The organism is Microbacterium kribbense (assembly GCF_039537285.1).
Taxonomy (GTDB): domain Bacteria; phylum Actinomycetota; class Actinomycetes; order Actinomycetales; family Microbacteriaceae; genus Microbacterium; species Microbacterium kribbense.
The window spans coordinates 213,563-235,261 of the sequence record NZ_BAABAF010000008.1; the positions used below are offsets into that span (position 1 = coordinate 213,563).

Here is a 21,699-nt window from a genome sequence, read left to right on the forward strand (position 1 = left end):
CGCGTCATCAGCTCTCTCCTCCGGCGTTTCCGGTCGTGCCGGCGGTCACGTCGTGCAGCCGGTACGTGGCGATGGCCTGTCCGGCCAACGAGCGGTCGACGGCGCCCTCGTCGGCCAGTGCCTGCAGGGTGCGCACGACCATCGAGGGGCCGTCGATCTTGAAGAAGCGGCGGGCGGCGGCACGGGTGTCCGAGAAGCCGAAGCCGTCGGCGCCGAGCGTGGCGAACCGGTTCGGCACCCACGGGCGGATCTGGTCCTGCACGGCGTGCATGTAGTCGCTGACGGCGACGACCGGACCCGGCGCGCCGGCCAGCTTGTCGGTCAGGTAGGCGGTGCGCGGCTGCTCGTCGGGGTGCAGGAAGTTGTGCTCGTCTGCGGCGAGTCCGTCGCGGCGCAGCTCGGCCCAACTGGTCACCGACCACACGTCGGCCTGCACGCCCCAGTCCTCACGCAGCAGCTGCGCGGCCTCCAGCGCCCACGGCACACCGACGCCGGAGGCCATCAGCTGGGCGCGGGGGCCGTCGCCATCGGCGGTGTGCACCCGGTGGATGCCTCGCACGATGCCCTCGACGTCGACATCCGCCGGCTCGGCGGGCTGCACCATCGGCTCGTTGTAGACGGTGAGGTAGTACATCACGTTCGGGTCGGGGTGCTGCCCGCCATACATCCGGTCCAGGCCCGCGCGCACGATGTGGGCGATCTCGTAGCCGTATGCCGGGTCGTACGAGACGGTGGCCGGGTTGGTCGAGGCCAGCAGCGGCGAGTGCCCGTCGGCGTGCTGCAGCCCTTCGCCGGTCAGGGTGGTGCGTCCGGCGGTGGCGCCGATCACGAATCCGCGGGCCATCTGATCGCCGGCGGCCCAGTTGGCGTCGCCCGTGCGCTGGAAGCCGAACATCGAATAGAAGATGTAGATCGGGATCAGCGGCTCGCCGTGCGTCGAGTACGACGTGCCGGCGGCGGTGAACGCCGCCATGGCGCCCGCCTCGTTGATGCCGACGTGCACGATCTGGCCCTGCGCGCTCTCCTTGTAGGCCAGCAGCAGCTCGCGGTCGACCGACGTGTAGTGCTGGCCGTTCGGGTTGTAGATCTTCGCGGTGGGGAAGAACGCGTCGATGCCGAAGGTACGCGCCTCGTCCGGGATGATCGGCACGATCCGGTGCCCGAAGCCCTTGGCGCGCAGCAGGTCCTTCAGCAGCCGCACGAACGCCATCGTGGTGGCGATCTCTTGAGTGCCCGAGCCCTTCTTCGGCAGCGCGTAGGCGCTGTCGTCCGGCAGCGCCAGGTCGACGTGGGCGGTGCGGCGCTCGGGCAGGAACCCGCCGAGCTCGCGGCGCCGATCCAGCATGTATTGGATCGTCTCGTCCTGCGCGCCCGGGTTGTAATACGGCGGCAGGTAGGGGTTCTCCTCAAGCTGGACGTCCGTGATCGGGATGTGCATCCCGTCGCGGAACTGCTTGAGATCCTCGAGCGTCATCTTCTTCATCTGGTGGGTCGCGTTGCGGCCGGCGAAGTGCGACCCGAGACCGTAGCCCTTGATGGTCTTGGCGAGGATGACGGTGGGCTGCCCCTTGTGCTCGACGGCGGCCTTGAACGCGGAGTACACCTTGCGGTAGTCGTGGCCACCGCGGCGCAGGTGCCAGATCTGCTCGTCGCTGAAGTCCTCGACCATCGCCAGCGTGCGCTCGTCGCGACCGAAGAAGTGCTCCCGCACGTAGGCGCCGTTCTCGGCCTTGTAGGTCTGGTAGTCGCCGTCGGGGGTGACGTTCATCAGGTTCACCAGCGCGCCGTCAACGTCGCGGGCCAGCAGATCGTCCCATTCGCGGCCCCAGACGACCTTGATGACGTTCCAGCCGGCGCCGCGGAAGAAGCTCTCCAACTCCTGGATGATCTTGCCGTTGCCGCGCACCGGGCCGTCCAGGCGCTGCAGATTGCAGTTGACGACGAAGGTGAGATTGTCCAGGCCCTCATTGGCGGCCACCTGCAGCTGCCCGCGGCTCTCCACCTCGTCCATCTCGCCGTCGCCCAGGAAGGCCCACACGCGCGCATCGGAGACGTCCTTGATGCCGCGGTGGGTGAGGTACTTGTTGGTCATCGCCTGATAGATCGCGTTGATCGGGCCGATGCCCATCGACACGGTCGGGAACTGCCAGAAGTCGGGCATGAGCCGGGGATGCGGGTAGGACGGGATGCCGTGCGGTGCGTGTGACTTCTCCTGCCGGAAGCCGTCCAGCTGAGCCTCGGTGAGCCGGCCCTCGAGGAAGGCGCGCGCGTACATGCCGGGGGAGGCGTGCCCCTGAAAGAAGACCTGGTCGCCGCCGGAGGGGTGGCCCTGGCCGCGGAAGAAGTGGTTGAAGCCGACCTCGTACAGCGAGGCGGACGACGCATAGGTGGAGATGTGCCCGCCCACGCCGATGCCCGGGCGCTGCGCGCGGTGCACCGTGATCGCGGCATTCCAGCGGATCCACGAACGGTACCGGCGCTCCAGCTCCTCATCGCCGGGAAAGGGCGCCTCGTTCTCGGGCGCGATGGTGTTCACATAGTCGGTGGTGGGCACCATTGGCACGCCCAGGCGCAGATCCTTGGAGGTCTTCAGCAGGCTCAGCATGATCTCGCGCCCGCGGCCGGCACCCTTGGCCTGCACGAGCTGATGCAGCGACTCCTGCCATTCGCCGGTCTCATCCGGATCGCTGTCGAGGGGGCCCTGAGAGTACGGATCCTGGTCGTGGACAGTCACGGGAGACCTTTCTCGGCCTGATGGATCTCAGCAGGCGCGGGTGAACACCGGGTTGGGTGTGGATGACACACCGCGCCCAGCCTATCGACTTGCGGGTCCTAGACTTGCCGGACGGGCCTTTAGCTCAGTCGGTAGAGCGCCACGTTTACACCGTGGATGTCGTCGGTTCGAACCCGGCAGGGCCCACCTAGAGAACATTGAGATCCCGCGAGTCTGTCAACTAGTGGTACTCGATGCGCGGCCCCCCGACGGCCCCCGAAGTTGCCGGGCCCTGCTGCTGCCTGCGCGGGTCATGCATTCAGTCGAGCATGTTGAGCATCATCCATGGCTCGAAGGGTCGGAACTGTGCCGGAGGTAACGGCAAGAGCTACAAACGCGCGGGTGTAGGCCACTAGTTCTCTGGTAGCTTCCACGAGGGAGGCGAAGTGCGAATCGAACTGCCCACAGCGGCCCGACGTCAGAACATCGAGTCATTTACCCGGCGCATTGAGGAGCCGGATGAGACAGCGCTGACGGTAGTGATGCCTTCCACCTACTTCTCGGTGCATCCCGTCGTCTTGGCAGCGACTGCCGCCGCCGGGCTCCGGTCGATCGAGGCGGGTCACCCCGTTGTTGTGGAGTCGATACCAGATACACCAAGCGCCCGCTACCTCGACCGAATGGCACTGTTCTCTACCCTGGGTGTCGAGTCAGGCCTCGCTGTTCACGCAAAGGAAGAGGCCGGGAGGTTCGTGCCGATCAATGTCATCCGCAGCGGACGACAGCTCACCTCCTTCTTGATCGACATCGTGCCGCTGCTGCATGCCGAAACTCCGGAACAGATAGAACCGATTCGATATGCGCTCAGCGAGCTTGTACGAAACACGCTCGAACACGCCGGGTTCTCCACCCCCTCTGTGATTGCTGCACAGGTCTATGCGAAGACCGGCGTTATCTCGATCGGCGTCGCCGACTGCGGGACGGGGATCCGCAAGAGTCTCGCGCGTAGCTACGAAACAGACACAGACTTGGAAGCGGTCCAGCTCGCCATGCGCCCCGGCGTGACCGGAACAACACGCGCCCCGGGTGGCACGGCTGACAACGCGGGAGCAGGGCTGTTCTTCTGCAAGTCCATGGCTCTGACCTCGCGAAACTACATGGTGCTCCACTCAGGGACCGGTCTCTTCAAACTGTTGACCCCACGGAACGATGCTGAAGCTCGCGTGCTTTACGGCGATCCCTCACTCGATCGCGCCACCCGATACGACGACATGCCGGGTTGGCCGGGAACCTTTGTTGGGATCGACATCAAACTCAACGCGTTCGCAGAATTCAACATGTTCATGGACTACGTACGGACGGCATACAGCGTCGATGTTCAGTCGGCAAAGCGGGCGACGGTAAAGCGAAGCGGACGATTTGAATCAAGATTTCAATCGCGACCGAGGTCGGTGCCTTCGCGGAGAGTAAAGAGATTGCGAAGCTGCTTCGCACGGAGAGAGTGCTACCGGCCATCTCTCGCGGGCAGGACGTGATCCTGGACTTCGAGGGAGTCTCGCTAGCCACACAGTCGTTCGTGCACGCGTTGATTGCTGAGGCAGTTCGGAGTGAAACTCCGGCTGGTCTAGATCATTTGGTTTTCAAGAATTGCTCAAGCGCGGTGCGTTCCATCATTGAGGTCGTGATCTCTTACGCACAGGACGACTGGAGTGACGTCGGGCGCGAACCGGAGCAAACGAACGGCGAAGATGCAAGGTTGGCGTGACTCCGTAGGCCGCCGGGCATATGCGAGCCGACGGTTGACACTCGACCGGTGCGGCACCTGACGCATGGAGTGGCGCTCCATCGCTGAGCTACCAAAAACGATGGTCCGGTGAGAGTGTCGAGATCGGATCGATCAGCAGCTCCTGATAGTCTCAGAACTATCTCTCAATTCCTCGTGTTATGCGAGATGAGTTGTGCAAGATTCTATCCATGGCCAAATTCGGATACGTTCGCACCTCGACCAAGGATCAGAATGCTGATCTCCAGCGCGATGCCATTGCCAAGGTGGACGGCATCAAACGCGTGTACGCCGACGAGGGAGTCTCCGGCACACTCGCATCTCGCCCGCAGTGGGATGCGCTGATCGACCGCCTCGAAGAAGGTGACGAGGTGGTCATCTGGAAGTTCGACCGCATCGGGCGCAACACGCTGAACGTCCTCGAAGCGGTGCAGCGGATCACGGCCAAGGGCGCGACTTTCCGCAGCCTCACCGAGAACATCGACCTCAACTCCGGCCCCATGGGTCAGGCGATGCTGACGATCATGGCAGCGTTCGCGCAGCTCGAACGCGACACCATCGTGCAGCGCACCCGCGCCGGTCTCGATGCAGCCAAGGCGAAGGGCCGTGTCGGCGGTCGCCCCTCCGTCGTGGACCTCAAGAAGCTCGCTACCATCAAGAAGCTTGTCAACAGTGGAGACCACAGCAGGGCCGACATCGCTCGCATGACGGGCATTTCGCAGGCAACGCTCTATCGGGTGATCTCGACGCTCTAGGCGATCACGGCCTAGAGGCGGGTCCCGTCGTTGCGTTCCCAATCCACGGGTCCGAGCGCGACAGCAGCGTCGATCCACTCGTCAGATTCTCCCGGCCATGACGTCGGAGGTTGGTCACGGGCGTAGCGGTACTTTCCGAAGCGCCCGGTTGCTCCAATCCCGAGCACCCAGCCGGATGGCAAGCGCCGCCATGCTCGCCATTTCTTCTTATCGGTCGTGATCTCAACGACGATGCCGTGCTGGTCTGGCAGACCCCACTTTGATACCGGGCTGATCACCATGTCGGTGAGATCGTCCCAGAACGTCTCTTGGCGTCGCTCGTACCGGAGAGCCTGGGCGGTGTGGATGAAGTCCAGAGCACGCTTGGTTCCGTCGAACTCTCTTCGGTCGAGTTGTGCGCCGGTCCCATCCACTCCTGTCTGGCCTGCGAAGCCCTCGAGATCCGCAAGGCGATCTGCTTCCCGGTTCTCGCGTCGGGTCACGTCGTCTCGGAAGAGACGCATCTCTGACAACGCTCCCCGGAGCGTCTTGGCTTGCGCCACCTGGTAGTACCGGCCCGTCAGCTCCTTCGCCCATCGCACGGACCCGTGCAGCCCGACTAGCACCCCCAGGCGTGCTCGCAGCGGCATCTCCTTGTTTGTCCACAGAAGCCGTTTCAAGATCACCTCAGTGGCGGCATAGAACGCCACCACGTACAGGTAGGGAAACATAGCGAACGGGAGCCACACCGAGAGCGCCAGCTGAGCTAGCAGCTCTGTCCAGTCGAGCTCGTTCCAGTTGTTGGCGGTATGCACGGTGGTCCATACGATCAGGCCGATTCCGATCAACAAGAGAGGGATGGAGAAGCAGCCGAGGACTCGCCGTCCCTTCTCATCGCGCTGAGCGAAGGTCGTCATCACCGACAAGAGGACGATCATCGGTTGCGCGATCAGCTCGCCCCACAGCGGCAGCGATTCAAGATTGAGGTAGAACAGAAAGAGGGTGGACAACGCCAGTGTCTCGCGGCGAATGTGCCCGAGGATCTCGACGCCGGATTTGGCTCGTATCGAGCTGAACAGGAGGGGGAAGCCGACACCGAACAGGATGATGATGGTGTCCTTCAGCAGCTCCAGCTCCCACGCGCCGATGAGCGATGCGAGCCACACCCAAAGAGCCACCCAGACGACGAATAGCCCAAAGATGCGGAGGATCGTCCACTGGAAAAATGAGCGCGCAACAATTCCCACCGAAGGCAGCAAGATGTTGCGCCACTTGGGAACCGCGAGCGCGAGCAGGATGAGCAGCGCGATCAAGATCACGGACGCCAGTTCGCGATTGTTCAGCATATTCCCCCAAGCGAATTGCAAGATCGAGACACCTGGACTTCGCGGGCATCTCGGATTCGCTCCAGAGTATCCAGGCCGATCGATGGGGGGCTGGCCGGCACCCCCGGTAACCTGCGGGGGTGGATACCGAACGTGCAATCGAAGTTCTGGCATGGTGGGTTGCGACGGCTCGCAGGGCCGCGGGGCGTGGTCCTGGGGTGCTCGAGTCTTCGATCGACCTGGTCGCCTTGAGGGCGCGCGAGAACCAGACTCGCCGTGTGCTCGCTCGTGCCCTGAGTAGGGACACGCTCCCTGAGCTTCTATATCGTCACCCCGGTGTCAGTTACATCTCGGTGGGCTCGGGGTCGACTTGATCACCTACGCGCTCGGAAAGCTGCGCACTGACGCAGAGACGCGGGCAATTCTCGGGAACGATGCGCCCACGATGGCGGCTGATGCGCTCCATCCGTTGATCTGGGACGCCGCTTCGAAACACTGGAATGTAGGTCACTACTCCGCGGCGGTGCAGCGCGCAGCGACCACGCTCAACGCGGAAGTCCAAGATCGAGTGGGGCGTCACGACGTGTCAGACGCCGGACTGATGCAACAGACGTTCTGTTTGGAGTCGCCTCAGGCTGAGCGCCCGCGTCTGCGTTGGGCAGGGGAAGACTCCGACCTGACAGTTAAGGCGATGCGTCAGGGCATCCTGAACATGAGTCAGGGCGTCTTCTCCGCAATTCGTAACCCCGCCACTCACTCGACTGACGACATGGCGCGTCAAGAAGCGCTGGAGCAGCTGGCAACGCTGAGCATCCTTGCCCGATGGATCCATCGCTGCGAATTGGTCACCGCCTAACTGGCTCCGCAAGCCGCCGTCCGCATCTCTTTAAGGCAGAAACTCTGGCGTGGTGTCACCGCGGATAAGGAATATCCTCTCCGCGCCCGAACGACTGCCAATGGACAACGTTCCTAGGCTCGCCTCAGGGCAGCTCGCGCGGCACTCGACGGCGGTGAGCGGCCCCCTGGCGGACTCGGCTCCGCGGTGGCGAATGTATAGTTTCGCGTTGAGCCATAGCGGATCCAGCACCCTCCCGGGCATGCGATCGGAGCTTCGCGTACCCCCGGCGTACCCCCAACATGAGAAACAGCCAGAATCCGGGGCCCCATGAAACATCAGAAACGCCGGAAATGAAGTGTCCAATGGGGTCGTGCCCGTTTACACCGTGGATGTCGTCGGTTCGAACCCGGCAGGGCCCACCCAATGTTGGATGCTCAAACCAGCGACATGCGCGGTTTGAGCATCCAACCCCGCCTTCGGCCTGGAGCGACCGTGCAGGTCGCCCTCCCCGCCGCCACCCTGGCCGGGCAGGCCACCGGGGGTGGCATCATCACCGGGTACGGGGCCACCGACGATGCCACCGCCAGGTGCCTGGCCGGTGCGGCCCCGTCCTGGGTGCGGGTGTTCACCGACCCGTGCACCGGGGTCCCGATCAGCGTGGACCGATACCGGCCCAGCAAACGAGGCTGCCGCCGCCCCGCCCACAAATGCGACATCGACCACACCCTCGCCCACGCCGACGGGGGACCGACCGGCCTGTGCAACCTCGCACACTTGTGCAAACGGCACCCTCCCCACGCCTACTCCACGCATCGCTGCGCGCTGCGCGGAGCCTCTCGGCGCGTGGGCCCACCGTCAAACACGACACCGACTGGACCGTGCAGCAACTGCCCGGCGGCATCCTGCGCTGGATCGCACCCACCCGTCGCCGCCACCTGACAAGGCCACCCGGCACCGTCCGATTCGGACCCCCCGAACCGATCCCCTTCTGAACCACGACGTTTCACGCGACCGCGGCCGATACCGCGCTCTGATCGCCCGGCCGACGGACATCGCCGCGGCAGGCAAGGTAGGTTGGAACCGTGAAATCGAGCCCCGCCGCACAGCAGGCACTCCTTGACGTCGCCGACCTCGACCGGCGCAGCAAGCAGGCCGACGCGGCTCGGCGCAATCCGCCGCAGACAGCCCGGATCCGCGAGCTGACCGAGCTGCGTCAGACCCAGAACTTCGAACTGGCCACGCGCGCCGGCGCACGCGACGACGTGCAGGCCGAGATCACCCGGATCGAGAGCGATGTCACCGTCGCGCGCACCCGCCAGGAACGCGACCGGGACCGGCTGAAGACCGTCACGCTTCCGAAGGACGCCATCGCACTCGAGAACGAGATCGCCTCGCTCGCGCGACGGCTGAGCGACCTGGAAGACACCCAGCTGGAGGCCATGGAGCGGCTCGAGACCACCGAGGAGGCCGTCGCCGAGCAGGAGGCGCTGATCGCCGCCACGAACGACGAGGGCGGCCGGCTCAGTGCCGAGGCCAAGGCCATCGTCGCCGACTCGACCACCGTGCTCGACCAGATCGCGCGCGATCGTGCCGCGATCGTCGCGAATCTGCCCGCCGACCTCGTCGCGCGCTACGACACGCTCGCCGAGCGCAGCGCGGGCGCGGCACTGCTGCGTCGCGGCATGTGCGAGGGATGCCGCATGATGCTCTCCGGCTCGGACCTCAGCGCCCTGCGTCAGGCCGCCGAGGACGACGTCGTGACCTGCCCCGAGTGCGGCAGCATTCTGGTGCGCACCGACGAGTCGGGGCTGTGATCGCGCCCGGCGCCACCGCGAGATGAGTGCACCGCGAGGCGGCGCGGCGTGGATCGTCGTGGGCGGTCAGGCCGAGCAGGTCGTCGTGGTGCGCCTCGCTCCCGACGGGCGCGAGCTGGACCGCCGGGTGGTCGGCACCGCCGAACTGGCGGTGCACGTCGCCGAGCGGCAGCAGGCCGAGCCCGGTGCCCGCTGGGTCTGGCACGACACGGCGCGGCGCTACCCGGCCATGCTGGACGCCGGAGTGCGCGTGGGCCGCTGTCACGACCTGCGACTGTGCCACGCGATCCTGAGCACCAGCTCGTCGGTCGCTCGCGCTGCGGACCTGCGCGCCGCGACGCAGTGGGACGCCGTCGCGGCACCGGAGGGCCCCACCGGCGATGCCCTGTTCACGCTCGCCGACGACCCGGCTGCGAGATCCGGCCCGCCCGAGGGCATCGACGAGGCGCTGGCCGAATTCGCCCGCCAGCGTGCGGCGATCGCCGGCGCCGCCGACCCGCGACGGCTGGAGATCCTCTGCGCGGCGGAGTCGGCCGGTGCCCTGATCGCGGCCGAACTGCGTCATGCCGGGCTGCCGTGGGATGCGGCGGTGCACGAGGACATTCTGATCGCCGAGCTGGGCCGGCGACCGGCGGCCGGTGGGCTGCCGGCGCGCGTCGCCGAGCTTGCCGCCGCGGTGCGCGCGCAGCTGCGCGACCCGCAGGCGAATCTCGACTCACCCGCCAAGCTGCTGCGCAGCCTGCACCGCATCGACATACCGGCCCGCACCACGGCCAAGTGGGAGCTGCGTGACTTCGACCATCCGGTGATCGAGCTGCTGCTGGAATACAAGCGACTGCACCGACTGCTCACGGCGAATGGATGGGCCTGGCTGGCCGAGTGGGTCCATGACGGCCGGTTCCGGCCGGTGTACATCCCGGCGGGCGTGGTCACCGGGCGATGGGCCGCTTCCGGCGGGGGAGCGCTGCAGATCCCGCGACAGCTGCGCGAGGCCATGCGCGCCGACTCGGGCTGGCGGCTCGTGGTCGCCGACGTCGCGCAGCTGGAGCCGCGCGTGCTGGCGGCCATGGCGCGCGACCTCGCGCTGGCGGAGTCCGCACGCGGTCACGACCTCTACGCCGGCATCGTCGAGCGCGGCGCCGTCGCCGAGCGGCACGAGGCGAAGGTGGCGATGCTCGGCGCCATGTACGGCGCGACCACCGGCGACAGCGGCCGGCTGGTGCCGCGGCTGCGGCGCACCTATCCGCGTGCGATGGAGCTGGTGGATGCCGCGGCCCGCGCCGGCGAGAATGGCGAGCAGGTTTCGACGTGGCTGGGGCGCACCTCGCCGCCGGCGTCCGCCGGGTGGCGGGCCCGGCAGGCGAGCGCGGCCGGTGAGGGCGCGTCGGCGGCCGACCGAGACCGAGCCCGGCGTGCCGCGGGCGACCGCGGCCGGTTCACCCGCAACTTCGTCGTGCAGGGCACGGCCGCTGAGTGGGCACTGGCCTGGCTGGGCGAGGTGCGTGCGCGCCTGGCCCGGCTCGATCCGGTGCCGACCGCCGAGGCCGCGCCGCGTTCGGGTGCCGCCTTCGCGCGTGTGCCGCATCTCGCGTTCTTTCTGCACGACGAGCTCATCGTGCACACGCCGGCCCGCCACGCCGAGGCGGTCGCCGAGATCGTGCGCGAGGCGGCGCAGGCGGCGGCATCCCTGCTGTTCGGCGACTTCCCGATCGACTTCCCACTGGACCTGCACATCAGCCGGACCGGCGCCAAGGGCTAACGGTCCGCTCAGCCGCAGGCCGGCCCGGCCGTGACCAGCGCAGGCGGCGTCAGCATCGGCGTGTGCACGATCACCGGGTTCCCACCGCCGTCGACGACCGTACACGTCGTCGCCGCCGTGATCCTGCCGCGTCAGCAGTTCGCCCCGCGGACCCGCGGCCAAAGTCTTCTCAACACCTGGACTGCACAGGCGCCCGGCCGTCGTCAGTCATTCCGTCAGTGTCGGCGCAGGCGTCGTGCTGTCAACAGCACCGCACCCAGCAGAATGATCACGCCGCCGCCGATCCCGATCGGGATCACCGGCACGTTCAGTCCGGTGACGGCCAGGATAGGGTCAGCCGAGGTACCGTCGGTCGAGGCTGCATGGGCGATCGTGGGCGAAGCGCAGACAGCGGTCGCCGGCGGATAGCTCAGCGCGACTGTGATGTGCGGGTTCACCTCGATGGTCGCGGTGATGTGTCCGCGGGTCCACGCGAAGTTGCCCGAGGTCTGCACCCACTGGCCGTTGCGATACTCCCAACCGGGCCAGCCATTGGGGTCACCGGAGGAGTCGAGTGACGCACCGGGCCACAGGACACGCCCGCTGAGCTTGTTGTTCACGAGCTTGCCAAGAGTGATCGTGTGACTCTGGCTGCCGTCGGTCAAGACGAGTTTGGCCGTGTGGCCGGTCGACTGGTTATCGGGGTCGGTCAGCGTGACCGAATACACAATCCAGGGCACATCACCGACGCACTCTGCCAGCGCGGTGGACCCAGCCAGGCTCGGCACGGTCGGTGTGTGAGGCGTGTAGTTGTTCTGCGACGCGACCGGCGATATCGCACCGGAGGAGCCAGAATCGTCTTGCGCATACGCGGCGGCTGCGCCGCCGAATGCGATGAGTGCCGTGACAGATACGGCGACAGTGAGCGCACGGAACATGTGTTGAGCCTCCCCAGTAGGCGTAACGCGGTCCCCAAGACCACCCGCGACCTCCCAGTGGTCGCTTTCACAGCCGAGCATACCCCAGCCACGACGTCATCGCGAGGCCATTGCCAAAGTATGCGCGTATCCCGGGAGTGCGGATAGACTCGGCCACGCGAATGGGTCGGCTGGATGGCCGCGTCGCAGCCGGTTCGCCGGGTGCGCCGAGGAACGTCCGGGCTCCACAGGGCAGGGCGGTGGATAACGTCCACCCGGAGTGATCCGCGAGACAGTGCCACAGAGAGCAGACCGCCGGGGCGTGCCCCGGTAAGGGTGAAAGGGCGGTGTAAGAGACCACCGGAGTCGCGGTGACGCGACTCGCACGGCAAACCTCGCCCGGAGCAAGACCATACAGGGGATGTTGACGCGGCCCGCCGAGTCCCCGGGTAGGTCGCTGGAGCGGCACGGCAACGTGTCGCCGAGAGAGATGGCCATCCATGGGGATCCGTCCCCGGGACAGAACCCGGCGTACAGGCCGGCCCATTCGCCCCCGCTGCAGTTCAGTCGGCTGCGAGTGCGGCGGCTCCGATGATCCCGGCGTTGTTGCGGTGCACGGCCGGGATGATCTTCGTGTTCAGCTTCAGCAGCGACAGGAACTCGTCGGCATGCTTGGAGACGCCGCCGCCGACCACGAACAGATCCGGGCTGAACAGGAACTCGAGGTAGCTGTAGTACCACTGCAGCCGGTCGGCCCACTTCTCCCAGCTCAGGCTCTCGCGCTCCACGGCCGAATAGGCCGCCCACGCTTCGGCGTCGTGCTTGTGCTTCGCGCGCTGCAGGTGCCCGAGCTCGGAGTTGGGGATCAGCATCCCGTTGTGGATCATCGCCGAGCCGATGCCGGTGCCGAGCGTGGTCAGGATGGTCAGGCCCTCCTGGCCTTTCGCGGCGCCGTAGCGCACCTCGGCGACGCCGGCCACGTCGGCGTCATTGGCGAAATGGATGCTGCGGCCCAGTCCCTCTTCGAAGAACTTCTCGGCCTCGAACCCCACCCACTTCTGCGAGACGTTGGCCGCCGACAGGGTGCGACCGTGCTTGATGATGGCGGGGAAGGCGACGCCCAGTGGCATCGTGTCGGCATCCGTGACACCGAGCGTGGCGAGCACCTCTTTGACCGCGGTCAGCACGTCCTTCGGGCGTCCCCCGTCGGGCGTGGCGACCTTGATCCGGTCACTGACCAGGCTCCCGGTCTGCAGGTCGACGATGCCGCCCTTGATCCCGGTGCCGCCGATGTCGACTCCGACCGCTCGTGTCGTTTCTGCTCCCATGGGTCCCAGCCTATCCAGACCTGGCGGCCGCCCTCATCCGTGGGTGCGGTGCGCGGGTTCGTCGGCCCGCGCAATCCCATCACGCGTCGCACCATCAAGCTCAGTAGGATCGAGCTGCGGCCGAACACGGCCGGCGCAGGCCGCTCGGCGGCGCGGATCCGAGGAGGCATCGTGGCAGACGACGACGACAAGTTCTGGTACAACCTCGTCACCAGGCAGGTCGAGCGCGGCATGCAATCGCCGGCAGTGGATCGGGCCGGTCCATTCGACACCGCCGAGGAAGCCGCCCGGGCCCCGGAGATCATCGAAGAGCGCGCGCGCAAGTGGCGCGAAGACGATCGCGCCGAGGACGACTGGCGTACCGGCGGCGAAGCCGGAATCGAAGGCTGACCGCGGCGGCGCGGGGACGATCAGGAGAGACATGGACAAGCAACGGGACTTCGTCCTGCGCACGATCGAAGAGCGCGGAGTGAAGTTCGTCCGGCTCTGGTTCACGGATGTGGTGGGCACGCTGAAGTCGGTCGCCATCGCGCCGGCCGAGGTCGAGGGGGCGTTCAATGAGGGCATCGGCTTCGACGGCTCCGCCATCGAGGGGCTGACCCGGTCGTATGAGTCGGATCTGCTGGCCAACCCCGATCCGGGCACGTTCCAGATCCTGCCGTGGCGCGGTGAGGTCGATCCGACGGCGCGGATGTTCTGCGACATCACCACTCCGGACGGGCAGCCCGCCGTCGCCGATCCGCGCAACGTGCTCAAGCGCGCGCTGGCCAAGGCCGCCGATGCCGGCTTCACGTTCTACACGCACCCCGAGATCGAGTTCTACCTGCTCAAGTCCTCGCGACTGGGCCCGGAGGGCCCCGTGCCGGTCGACTCCGCCGGCTACTTCGACAACGTGCCCGGCGGTACGGCGCACGACTTCCGCCGGCGCTCGGTGCGGATGCTGGAGGACTTGGGCATCTCGGTGGAGTTCAGCCATCACGAGGGCGGCCCGGGTCAGAACGAGATCGATCTGCGCTACGCCGACGCGCTGACCACGGCCGACAACATCATGACCTTCCGCACCGTGGTCAAGGAGGTGGCGATCGAGCAGGGGGTCTACGCCACGTTCATGCCCAAGCCGCTGGGCGGCCAGCCCGGCAGCGGCATGCACACGCACATGTCGCTATTCGAAGGCGACATGAACGCGTTCTACGAGGAGGGCGCGCAGTACCAGCTGTCCCGGGTGGGGCGCCAGTTCATCGCCGGCCTGCTCCGGCACGCGAACGAGATCGCGGCGGTGACCAACCAGTTCGTCAACTCGTACAAGCGGCTGTGGGGCGGCGATGAGGCGCCCAGCTTCATCTGCTGGGGTCACAACAACCGGTCCGCCCTGATCCGGGTGCCGATGTACAAGCCGACCAAGGAGCAGTCCACCCGGGTGGAGTACCGCGGGCTGGACTCGGCGACCAACCCCTACCTCGCCTACGCACTGATGCTGGCGGCCGGGCTGAAGGGCATCGAAGAGGAGTACGACCTGCCCGCGGAGGCCGAAGACAACGTCTGGTCGCTCACCGACGCGGAACGCCGGGCCCTCGGGTTCGCGCCGCTGCCGGCAAGCCTGGACCACGCGCTGGACTACCTGGAGGACTCCGAGCTGGCGGCCGAGACGCTCGGCGAGCAGGTGTTCAACTACGTGCTGCTGAACAAGCGGCGGGAATGGCAGGATTACCGCGCGCAGGTCACCCCGTTCGAGCTGACGCGCAACCTGGAGATGCTCTAGGCAGCCATGGCCAGGGCCGATCGCGCGTCCGGCCTGACGGCGCTCGCGCGCGCCGGCTTCGCCCAGCTGGCCGCCGCCGGCGAGCACCTGACCGAGCTGTCCGAGGCGACCGGCCTGGCCCGCGCGGCGCTGCTGGAACCGGTCGCGGTCGCGGCCGACCCCGACGGGGCGCTGGAGGCACTGGTGCTGGTTGCGCGCCGGGATGCGGCGGCCGTGCGCGAGGTGTTCGGCACCGCCACCGGCGCGCAGGCGGTGTGGGCGCTGGTCGGAGCGTCGCACGGATTCGGCGGCTTCTACCTGCGGCATCCGGATGAACTGGCCGATCTGACAGTCGCCCGCACGAGGCTGCCCACGGCCGCAGAGTTGACCGGGCAGCTGATGGATGCCGTCGCCGCCCATGACGGCTTCGCCGACGACGGCTCCGAAGCGGCGTGGGTCGCGCTGCGGATCCGCTACCGGCGCATGCTGGCGCGCATCGCCGTCTACGATCTGCTGAGCGAGGACCCGGTGGCCGCCGTCGCCGATGTCGCGGCGGCGCTGGCCGATGCCGCAGGCGCCGCGCTGGAGGCATCCCTGGCCGTCGCGCGCACCCGCATCGCGACCGGCGGGGCGATGTCGCTGTTCAGCCGCGCCGAGGTCGCGGCGACCAGGTTCGCCGTCATCGGCATGGGCAAGGCCGGGGCGCGTGAGCTGAACTACGTCAGCGACGTCGACGTGATCTTCGTCGGCGAGGCGGACACTCAAGCGCTGCCCGACCTGGCAGCCACTCGTGCCATCGACATCGCCACGCGGCTGGCGATCCAGACCATGCGCGGGGTGGCGAGCATGGAGATCGAACCGCCGCTGTGGGATGTCGACGCGAACCTGCGGCCCGAGGGCAAGCAGGGCGCGCTGGTGCGCACGCTGGAATCGCACCTGTCCTACTACGACCGGTGGGCGCACAGCTGGGAGTTCCAGGCGCTGCTGAAGGCGCGCCAGATCGCCGGTGACGCGGATCTGGGCGAGGAGTATGTGCGGGCCGTGGCCGAACGGGTCTGGGGCAGCGCCGCGCGCGCCGACTTCGTGGACAGCGTGCAGCGCATGCGCGAACGGGTCACCGACAACATCCCCGCCGAGGAGGTGCCGCTGCAGATCAAGCTCGGTCCGGGCGGCATCCGCGACGTCGAGTTCACCGTGCAGCTGCTGCAGCTCGTGCACGGCCTCACCGACCCCGCGATCCGCCAGCGCGGCACCCTGGACGCCCTTTCGGCCCTGGTCGCGGAGGGCTACATCGGGCGAGTCGACGCCGCTGCCTTCGATCACGACTACCGCGTGCTGCGGGTGCTGGAGCATCGCGTGCAGCTGCGCGAGCTGCGCCGCACCCACCTGATGCCGGCCCGGCCGGAGGACTTGCGCGTCCTGGCACGGGCGACCCGGCTCGCCGATGGCGCCGAGGGTGTGCTGCGGGTGTGGGACGACGTCAAGCGCGAAGTGCGCGACATCCATGTGCGGCTGTTCTACCGGCCGCTGCTGTCTGCCGTGGCCGCCCTCCCTGAGGCCGAGCGCAGCCTGTCGACCGCGCAGGCGCACGATCGGCTCGCTGCGATCGGGTTCACGGACCCGGCCGGCGCGCTGCGGCACATCGCCGCGCTGACCAGCGGCAGCAGCCGCAAGATCAGCATCCAGCGCCACCTGATGCCGATCATGATCCGCTGGTTCGCCGACGGCGTCGACCCCGATTACGGGCTGCTCGCGTTCCGCCGCATCAGCGAGCGACTGGGGGCGACGCCCTGGTTCCTGCGGATGCTGCGCGACTCGTCCGGCGCCGCCGAGAGCCTGACCCGGGTGCTGTCGGGGTCGCGCTACATCGGCGAGCTGATGGAGTGGATCCCGGAGTCGGCGGCATGGCTGGACGACGTCGGCCTGCTGCAGCCGCGCAGCGCGCAGGCGCTGGATCGTGAGGCCCGGGCGATCCAGACCCGCCACACCAAGATCTCCGGCGCGATGAAGTCGGTGCGCGCGCTGCGCCGTCGTGAGCTGCTGCGCGCGGCGATGGCGACGGTGCTGGGCGTCATGAGCCTGGAAGAGCTCGCCCACGCACTGACGACGATCACCGAGACGACGATCCAGTCGCTGCTGCGCGCGGTGTATCGGGACGTCGTGCCCGAGGAGGACTCGTCGCTGGAGTTCGCCGTCATCGCGATGGGGCGCTTCGGCGGCGCCGAACTGGGCTTCGGGTCGGACGCCGACGTGCTCTTCGTCTATCGGGCCGGCTCGGTGGAGCCCGAGCGCGCGAGCACGCTCGCCCGGAAGCTGGTCACCGAGCTGCGCGCCCACGCCGAGGACCACCGGCTGCCGATGGAGCTGGACGCCGATCTGCGCCCAGAGGGGCGCAACGGACCGCTGGTGCGGTCTCTGGAGGCGTACCGCGAGTACTACCGGCGCTGGTCGCTGTCCTGGGAGGCGCAGGCGCTGCTGCGGGCCCGCGGGATCGCTGGCAGCGCCGGGCTGATCGCCGACTTCATGGCGATGGCCGACGAGGTGCGCTACCCCGATGCCGTGCGCACACCTGATCTGCGTGAGATCAAGCGCATCAAGGCGCGCATCGAAGCGGAACGGCTGCCGCAGGGCGCGCCGCCGGAGCGGCACCTCAAGCTGGGCCCGGGGGGCCTGAGCGACGTCGAGTGGCTGGTGCAGGTCATCCAGCTCGAGCACGCGCATCGGGTGCCCGGGCTGCGGACAACCTCGACGCTGGGTGCACTGGATGCCGCGGTGGCGGCCGACCTCGTGCCGAAGGCATCCGCGCTGCGGCTCGGGCAGGCGTGGCGTCTGGCGAGCCGACTGCGCTCGGCCAACACGCTGCTGACCGGGGGGACCAGCAACGTGCTGCCCACCGACCGGCGACAGCTGGACGGCATCGGCCGGCTGCTGACCTATCCGCCGCGCGCAGCCAGCGCCGTCGAGGAGGACTGGCTGCGCGCCGCGCGACGCGGGCGCCGGGTGTTCGAGAAGCTGTTCTACGGCTGAGCCGGCCGCACATATCGTTACCATTATTCATAATGTAGTAGTGTACGTATATGAGTCCCGTGCTCCTTGACAAGCTTCTGCTCATCACCAGCTTGTTCCGACAAGACATGACTCGGGCCTTTGCGGGCACACCGCTCACGGAGTCACGGGTCACGCTGCTGTGGTCTCTTGCTCTGACCGGGCCATCGACGCAGCAGGCGTTGTCCGAATCTCTGTCCGTCAGCCCGCGCAACATCTCCGGCCTCGTGGATGTGCTCGAACGGCACGGCTACGTGCGGCGCGTTCCGCATCCGTCGGACCGCAGGGCGGTGCTGGTCCAGCTGACGGCCGAAGGCGACGCGGTCATGGTCCGGATGCAGCGGGAGCATGCCGAATTGAACGCCGACCTCGGCAATGCCGTGGCCCCCGCTGACCGCGCGGCATTCGGACGGGGAATGGACGCGATGCTCGCCCGACTCGTGGAATTGACCAGTAGTGCCCCGGTATGAACCGGGGCACTACTGATGAGCGTCGAATCTCTGTCGGCGCCGCCCGAACCCAGTCGAGTGAAGGCGCTACTGGCTCGCGGCAGCAGTGTGGAGAAGGTCATCTATGCGAGCATCGGGCGTGCGGTCTTTCGCAGGCCGTTCGGACCGGATGGTCTCCGGGTGCGCAACGGGCTGGACTGGGACGTGCATGTCACGTGGGATGACGTCGAATCGGTCGCCGTGCACCGACGGTCCTATGAACCGAAGTCTCCCAGACTGTTCGACGAGGACGGAAGTCGCATCCTCAGACACACGGTGGGGCCCGAGACCAAAGGACCTGAGCGGCCAGGAGAACCTCACCATGGTCCGACGACTGCTCGGCATGTCTCGGAGTTGTGTTCGCCCCGCTGTCGCTGATCGCCGGCAACCGCAGCGCTGCGTGGAGACGTGTGGGACGGAGCCGGCTACACGCCGTAGTACAGCTCGTACTCGAACGGGTGCGGGCGCTGTGCGAGCGGCAGGATCTCGTACTCGACCTTGTACTCGATCCAGGTGTCGATCAGCTCCTGCGTGAACACGCCGCCCTCGAGGAGGAAGTCGTGGTCGGCCGCGAGGGCGTCCAAGGAGTCCTGCAGCGAGTTGGGCACCTGCGGGATGTCGCGGGCCTCCTCGGGCGGCAGCTCGTACAGGTCCTTGTCGATCGGCTCGTGCGGCTCGATCCGGTTCTTGATGCCGTCCAGCCCCGCCATCAGCTGCGCCGCGAAGGCGAGGTAGGGGTTGCTGGAGGCATCCGGCGCGCGGAACTCGATGCGCTTGGCCTTCGGGCTGGTCCCGGTCAGCGGGATCCGGATGGCTGCCGAGCGGTTGCCTGCCGAGTAGACCAGGTTCACGGGGGCCTCGAAGCCCTTCACCAGCCGGTGATAGCTGTTCAGCGTCGGGTTGGTGAACGCCAGCACCGCGGCTGCGTGCTGCAGGATGCCGCCGATGTACCACCGCGCGATGTCGGAGAGCCCGCCGTAGCCCTTCTCGTCGTAGAACAGCGGCGTGCTGCCCATCCACAGCGACTGGTGGGTGTGCATGCCCGACCCATTGTCGCCGAAGAGGGGCTTGGGCATGAACGTGGCCGACTTGCCCCACAGCTCGGCGGTGTTCTTGACGATGTACTTGAACTTCAGGATGTCGTCGGCCGCGTGCACCATGGTGTCGAAGCGGTAGTTGATCTCGGCCTGTCCGCCGCTGCCCACCTCGTGGTGGGCGCGCTCGAGCACCAGGCCCGATTCGATGAGCTTGAGGCTGATGTCATCGCGCAGGTCGGCCTGCTTGTCGACGGGGGAGACCGGGAAGTAGCCGCCCTTGAACGGCGTCTTGTTGCCGAGGTTGCCGCCCTCCTCTTCGCGGCCGGTGTTCCAGGCGCCCTCTTCGGAGTCCACCGCGAAGAAGCTCGAGTTCTGCTTGACCTCATAGCGCACGTCGTCGAAGATGTAGAACTCGGCCTCGGGGGCGAAGTAGGCGGTGTCGGCGACGCCCGTGGAGGCGAGGTACTTCTCGGCCTTCTTGGCGACCTGGCGCGGATCCTTCGAATAGATCTCACCGGTGCGCGGGTTGTAGATGTCGAAGAGCATGATCAGCGTCTTGGCGTCCCGGAACGGGTCGAGGTAGGCGGTGGTCACGTCCGGGATCAACTGCATGTCGGACTCGTGGATGCTGGCGAACCCGCGGATCGACGAGGCGTCGAACATCTGCCCCACCGAGAAGAAGTCTTCGTCGACGGTGGCGGCGGGAATGTTGAAGTGCTGCTGCACACCAGGAAGGTCCGTGAATCGGATGTCGAGGAATTTGACATCCTCGTCCTTGATGAACTTCAGCACCTCGGCGGGTTCGTTGAACATGTACTCTCCAGTTTCGGGTGCGGCTGCCAGCCTCAGCGTGGCGAGCTCGAAACTACCGAAGTCGCATTGCCCGGCCGTGTCTGGTGTGTTTCGGGCGTGTTACACGTCCGCATCTAGGCTAGAGGAATGCCCGAGGCCCCACGTGAACAGTTTCCCGGTGAGCGGATGGGGCTGTCCGAATCGGGGCCGTTGAGCGTCGCGCGGTTCTGGCGCAGGGTGGGGGCGCTGGTCATCGACATCGCCAGTGCCGCACTCATCGGCTATGCCTTCTTCCACCACACCGATCAGGCCACCGGCGCCCTCGTCGCCGACCCGCTGGCCGCGAACATCATCTTCGCGATCATGCAGATCCTGTTCATCCCGACCATCGGCGGCGGCCCGGGTCACCGCATCCTGGGCATGCGGGTCGTGCGGGTCGGCGGCGGCTGGGTCGGCGTGTGGCGGCCGGTCGTGCGCACGGCGCTGCTGTTCCTGATCATTCCCGCACTCATCTGGGACGCCGACCACCGCGGCCTGCACGACAAGGCGGCCGGCACGGTGCTGATCCGCGTCTAGCGGTGGCCCGCCCCGCCGGCACTGCCGCTGCTGCTGGTCAGCGCGGTCGCGGAGCGCGGGCCCGCATCGGGTCGATGCCCTTGGGGATCGGCAGCGAGGCCAGAGACTGCGAGACCGAGTCGATGCGCTTGATGACGGCGGCCTGGGTGGCGCGGTTGATGGCCCGGGGCAGCTTCTTGACGGTCTTGGCGAGGTCGCTGATCGCGACGTCCTTCTCGCCGTGGCCGACATACAGCACCGTCACCGGCACGCCGCTGGCCACCCGCGTGACCTTGGCGCGCTCTTCGTTCACGAGCCGGGTGAGTCGGCCGTGCGCGCCCTCGCCGACGATCACGACGCCGCCGCGGCCGACCGCGCGATACACCGCCTCCTGGGTCTTCGGGTTCACGCCCACCGGAGTATCGCCGGCCTGCCAGCTGCGCCCGAGCGAGGTGGACAGGACGTGGCCGACGGCGCCGGGGCGGCCTTCGATCTTCTGATACATCGCCTTGGTCGAGAGCCTCGTCATCGTCATCAGCGCGGCCAGGATTCCGAACAGCAGGCCCGTGAAGCCCCACAGGACGATGCTCCACAGCTCCAGCGGCGGGAGCAGGAAGCCGATCAGGATGCCCACCCAGATGCCCGCGAGCAGAATGCCGCCGAGGGCCCACGGCAGCCATCCGAACACGTCCTTGGTGAACGTGAAGAGGGACTTGAGCTGGACGAAGAAGTTGGGTTTCTTCTCGGTCTGTGAACTGCGTGCGGCCATGCCCTCCAGCCTACCTTTTCGCGGCGGCTCCTCCCCAGCCGCTGCCGAGGAGGCAGTTGTGCACAGATCCACGGCCATCGAGGTT

The 21,699-nt window shown here is 67.3% G+C and carries 17 protein-coding genes, 1 tRNA gene and 1 other RNA gene; 13 read left to right on the top strand and 6 right to left on the bottom strand.

Features of this window, described 5'->3' with window-relative positions:
• Window positions 1-7: 7 nt before the first annotated feature.
• Complete coding sequence (aceE, locus tag ABD705_RS12125; RefSeq protein WP_344783919.1) at window positions 8-2,734, bottom strand: pyruvate dehydrogenase (acetyl-transferring), homodimeric type; 2,727 nt, start codon at window positions 2,732-2,734, stop codon at window positions 8-10.
• A gap of 113 nt (window positions 2,735-2,847) precedes the next feature.
• On the opposite strand from aceE, the gene ABD705_RS12130 reads away from it, so the two are divergent.
• The 4 genes from ABD705_RS12130 to ABD705_RS12140 all read left to right on the top strand — a co-directional run bounded on the left by ABD705_RS12130 (window position 2,848) and on the right by ABD705_RS12140 (window position 5,251).
• Window positions 2,848-2,920: transfer RNA gene (locus ABD705_RS12130), tRNA-Val, on the top strand.
• Window positions 2,921-3,159: 239 nt separating this feature from the next.
• Window positions 3,160-4,248, top strand: coding sequence for an ATP-binding protein (locus ABD705_RS12135; RefSeq protein WP_344783921.1), 1,089 nt, complete (start codon window positions 3,160-3,162; stop codon window positions 4,246-4,248).
• Window positions 4,245-4,478 (top strand): STAS-like domain-containing protein, encoded by a 234-nt coding sequence (locus tag ABD705_RS16115; protein WP_425562077.1) that lies wholly within the window; start codon window positions 4,245-4,247, stop codon window positions 4,476-4,478. The genes ABD705_RS12135 and ABD705_RS16115 overlap by 4 nt, the downstream gene beginning before the upstream one ends.
• A gap of 209 nt (window positions 4,479-4,687) precedes the next feature.
• Complete coding sequence (locus ABD705_RS12140; RefSeq protein ID WP_344783923.1) at window positions 4,688-5,251, top strand: recombinase family protein; 564 nt, start codon at window positions 4,688-4,690, stop codon at window positions 5,249-5,251.
• Window positions 5,252-5,262: 11 nt separating this feature from the next.
• Here ABD705_RS12140 and ABD705_RS12145 read toward each other — a convergent pair whose 3' ends face one another.
• Complete coding sequence (locus ABD705_RS12145; RefSeq protein ID WP_344783925.1) at window positions 5,263-6,576, bottom strand: hypothetical protein; 1,314 nt, start codon at window positions 6,574-6,576, stop codon at window positions 5,263-5,265.
• A 349-nt stretch (window positions 6,577-6,925) separates the two neighbouring features.
• Here ABD705_RS12145 and ABD705_RS12150 point away from each other — a divergent pair, with 349 nt between their 5' ends.
• The 3 genes from ABD705_RS12150 (at window position 6,926) to ABD705_RS12160 (ending at window position 10,966) form a co-directional block, all read left to right on the top strand.
• Window positions 6,926-7,411 carry a TIGR02391 family protein gene (locus ABD705_RS12150; RefSeq protein WP_344783927.1) on the top strand — a complete coding sequence of 162 codons (486 nt, stop codon included), beginning with the start codon at window positions 6,926-6,928 and terminating at the stop codon, window positions 7,409-7,411.
• A gap of 1,064 nt (window positions 7,412-8,475) precedes the next feature.
• Window positions 8,476-9,207 carry a zinc ribbon domain-containing protein gene (locus ABD705_RS12155; RefSeq protein WP_344783929.1) on the top strand — a complete coding sequence of 244 codons (732 nt, stop codon included), beginning with the start codon at window positions 8,476-8,478 and terminating at the stop codon, window positions 9,205-9,207.
• A gap of 22 nt (window positions 9,208-9,229) precedes the next feature.
• Window positions 9,230-10,966 (top strand): bifunctional 3'-5' exonuclease/DNA polymerase, encoded by a 1,737-nt coding sequence (locus ABD705_RS12160; protein WP_344783931.1) that lies wholly within the window; start codon window positions 9,230-9,232, stop codon window positions 10,964-10,966.
• Window positions 10,967-11,181: 215 nt separating this feature from the next.
• Here ABD705_RS12160 and ABD705_RS12165 read toward each other — a convergent pair whose 3' ends face one another.
• The gene (locus ABD705_RS12165; RefSeq protein ID WP_344783933.1) at window positions 11,182-11,964 is read right to left on the bottom strand and encodes a cell wall protein; all 783 of its coding nucleotides are present in this window, start codon (window positions 11,962-11,964) and stop codon (window positions 11,182-11,184) included.
• A gap of 81 nt (window positions 11,965-12,045) precedes the next feature.
• On the opposite strand from ABD705_RS12165, the gene rnpB reads away from it, so the two are divergent.
• An RNA gene (gene rnpB, locus ABD705_RS12170) (RNase P RNA component class A) lies at window positions 12,046-12,412 on the top strand.
• Window positions 12,413-12,425: 13 nt separating this feature from the next.
• Here rnpB and ppgK read toward each other — a convergent pair.
• Window positions 12,426-13,190 carry a polyphosphate--glucose phosphotransferase gene (gene ppgK, locus ABD705_RS12175; RefSeq protein ID WP_344783935.1) on the bottom strand — a complete coding sequence of 255 codons (765 nt, stop codon included), beginning with the start codon at window positions 13,188-13,190 and terminating at the stop codon, window positions 12,426-12,428.
• A gap of 171 nt (window positions 13,191-13,361) precedes the next feature.
• On the opposite strand from ppgK, the gene ABD705_RS12180 reads away from it, so the two are divergent.
• Genes ABD705_RS12180 through ABD705_RS12195 form a run of 4 tightly spaced genes read left to right on the top strand, consistent with a single transcriptional unit; the run spans window position 13,362 to window position 18,443 of the window.
• Window positions 13,362-13,580, top strand: a complete 219-nt coding sequence (locus ABD705_RS12180) for an SPOR domain-containing protein (protein WP_344783937.1) — start codon at window positions 13,362-13,364, stop codon at window positions 13,578-13,580.
• Window positions 13,581-13,611: 31 nt separating this feature from the next.
• A complete protein-coding gene (gene glnA, locus ABD705_RS12185) occupies window positions 13,612-14,949 on the top strand; it encodes a type I glutamate--ammonia ligase (RefSeq protein ID WP_344783939.1) in 1,338 nt (445 codons plus the stop codon).
• 6 nt (window positions 14,950-14,955) lie between these two features.
• Window positions 14,956-17,955, top strand: coding sequence for a bifunctional [glutamine synthetase] adenylyltransferase/[glutamine synthetase]-adenylyl-L-tyrosine phosphorylase (locus ABD705_RS12190; protein ID WP_344783940.1), 3,000 nt, complete (start codon window positions 14,956-14,958; stop codon window positions 17,953-17,955).
• A 50-nt stretch (window positions 17,956-18,005) separates the two neighbouring features.
• Entirely contained in the window at window positions 18,006-18,443 is a 438-nt protein-coding gene (locus ABD705_RS12195; protein WP_344783942.1) for a MarR family winged helix-turn-helix transcriptional regulator, read from the top strand.
• A gap of 443 nt (window positions 18,444-18,886) precedes the next feature.
• On the opposite strand, the gene glnA (ABD705_RS12200) is transcribed toward ABD705_RS12195, so the two are convergent.
• Complete coding sequence (gene glnA, locus ABD705_RS12200) at window positions 18,887-20,311, bottom strand: type I glutamate--ammonia ligase (protein ID WP_344783944.1); 1,425 nt, start codon at window positions 20,309-20,311, stop codon at window positions 18,887-18,889.
• Between the two features lie 126 nt (window positions 20,312-20,437).
• Between glnA (ABD705_RS12200) and ABD705_RS12205 the strand changes: the two genes are divergently transcribed.
• The gene (locus ABD705_RS12205; RefSeq protein ID WP_344783946.1) at window positions 20,438-20,866 is read left to right on the top strand and encodes an RDD family protein; all 429 of its coding nucleotides are present in this window, start codon (window positions 20,438-20,440) and stop codon (window positions 20,864-20,866) included.
• 37 nt (window positions 20,867-20,903) lie between these two features.
• Here ABD705_RS12205 and ABD705_RS12210 read toward each other — a convergent pair whose 3' ends face one another.
• On the bottom strand, window positions 20,904-21,614 hold the full coding sequence (locus ABD705_RS12210) for a DUF4191 family protein (RefSeq protein ID WP_344783948.1): 711 nt from the start codon (window positions 21,612-21,614) through the stop codon (window positions 20,904-20,906).
• Between the last annotated feature and the right edge of the window lie 85 nt (window positions 21,615-21,699).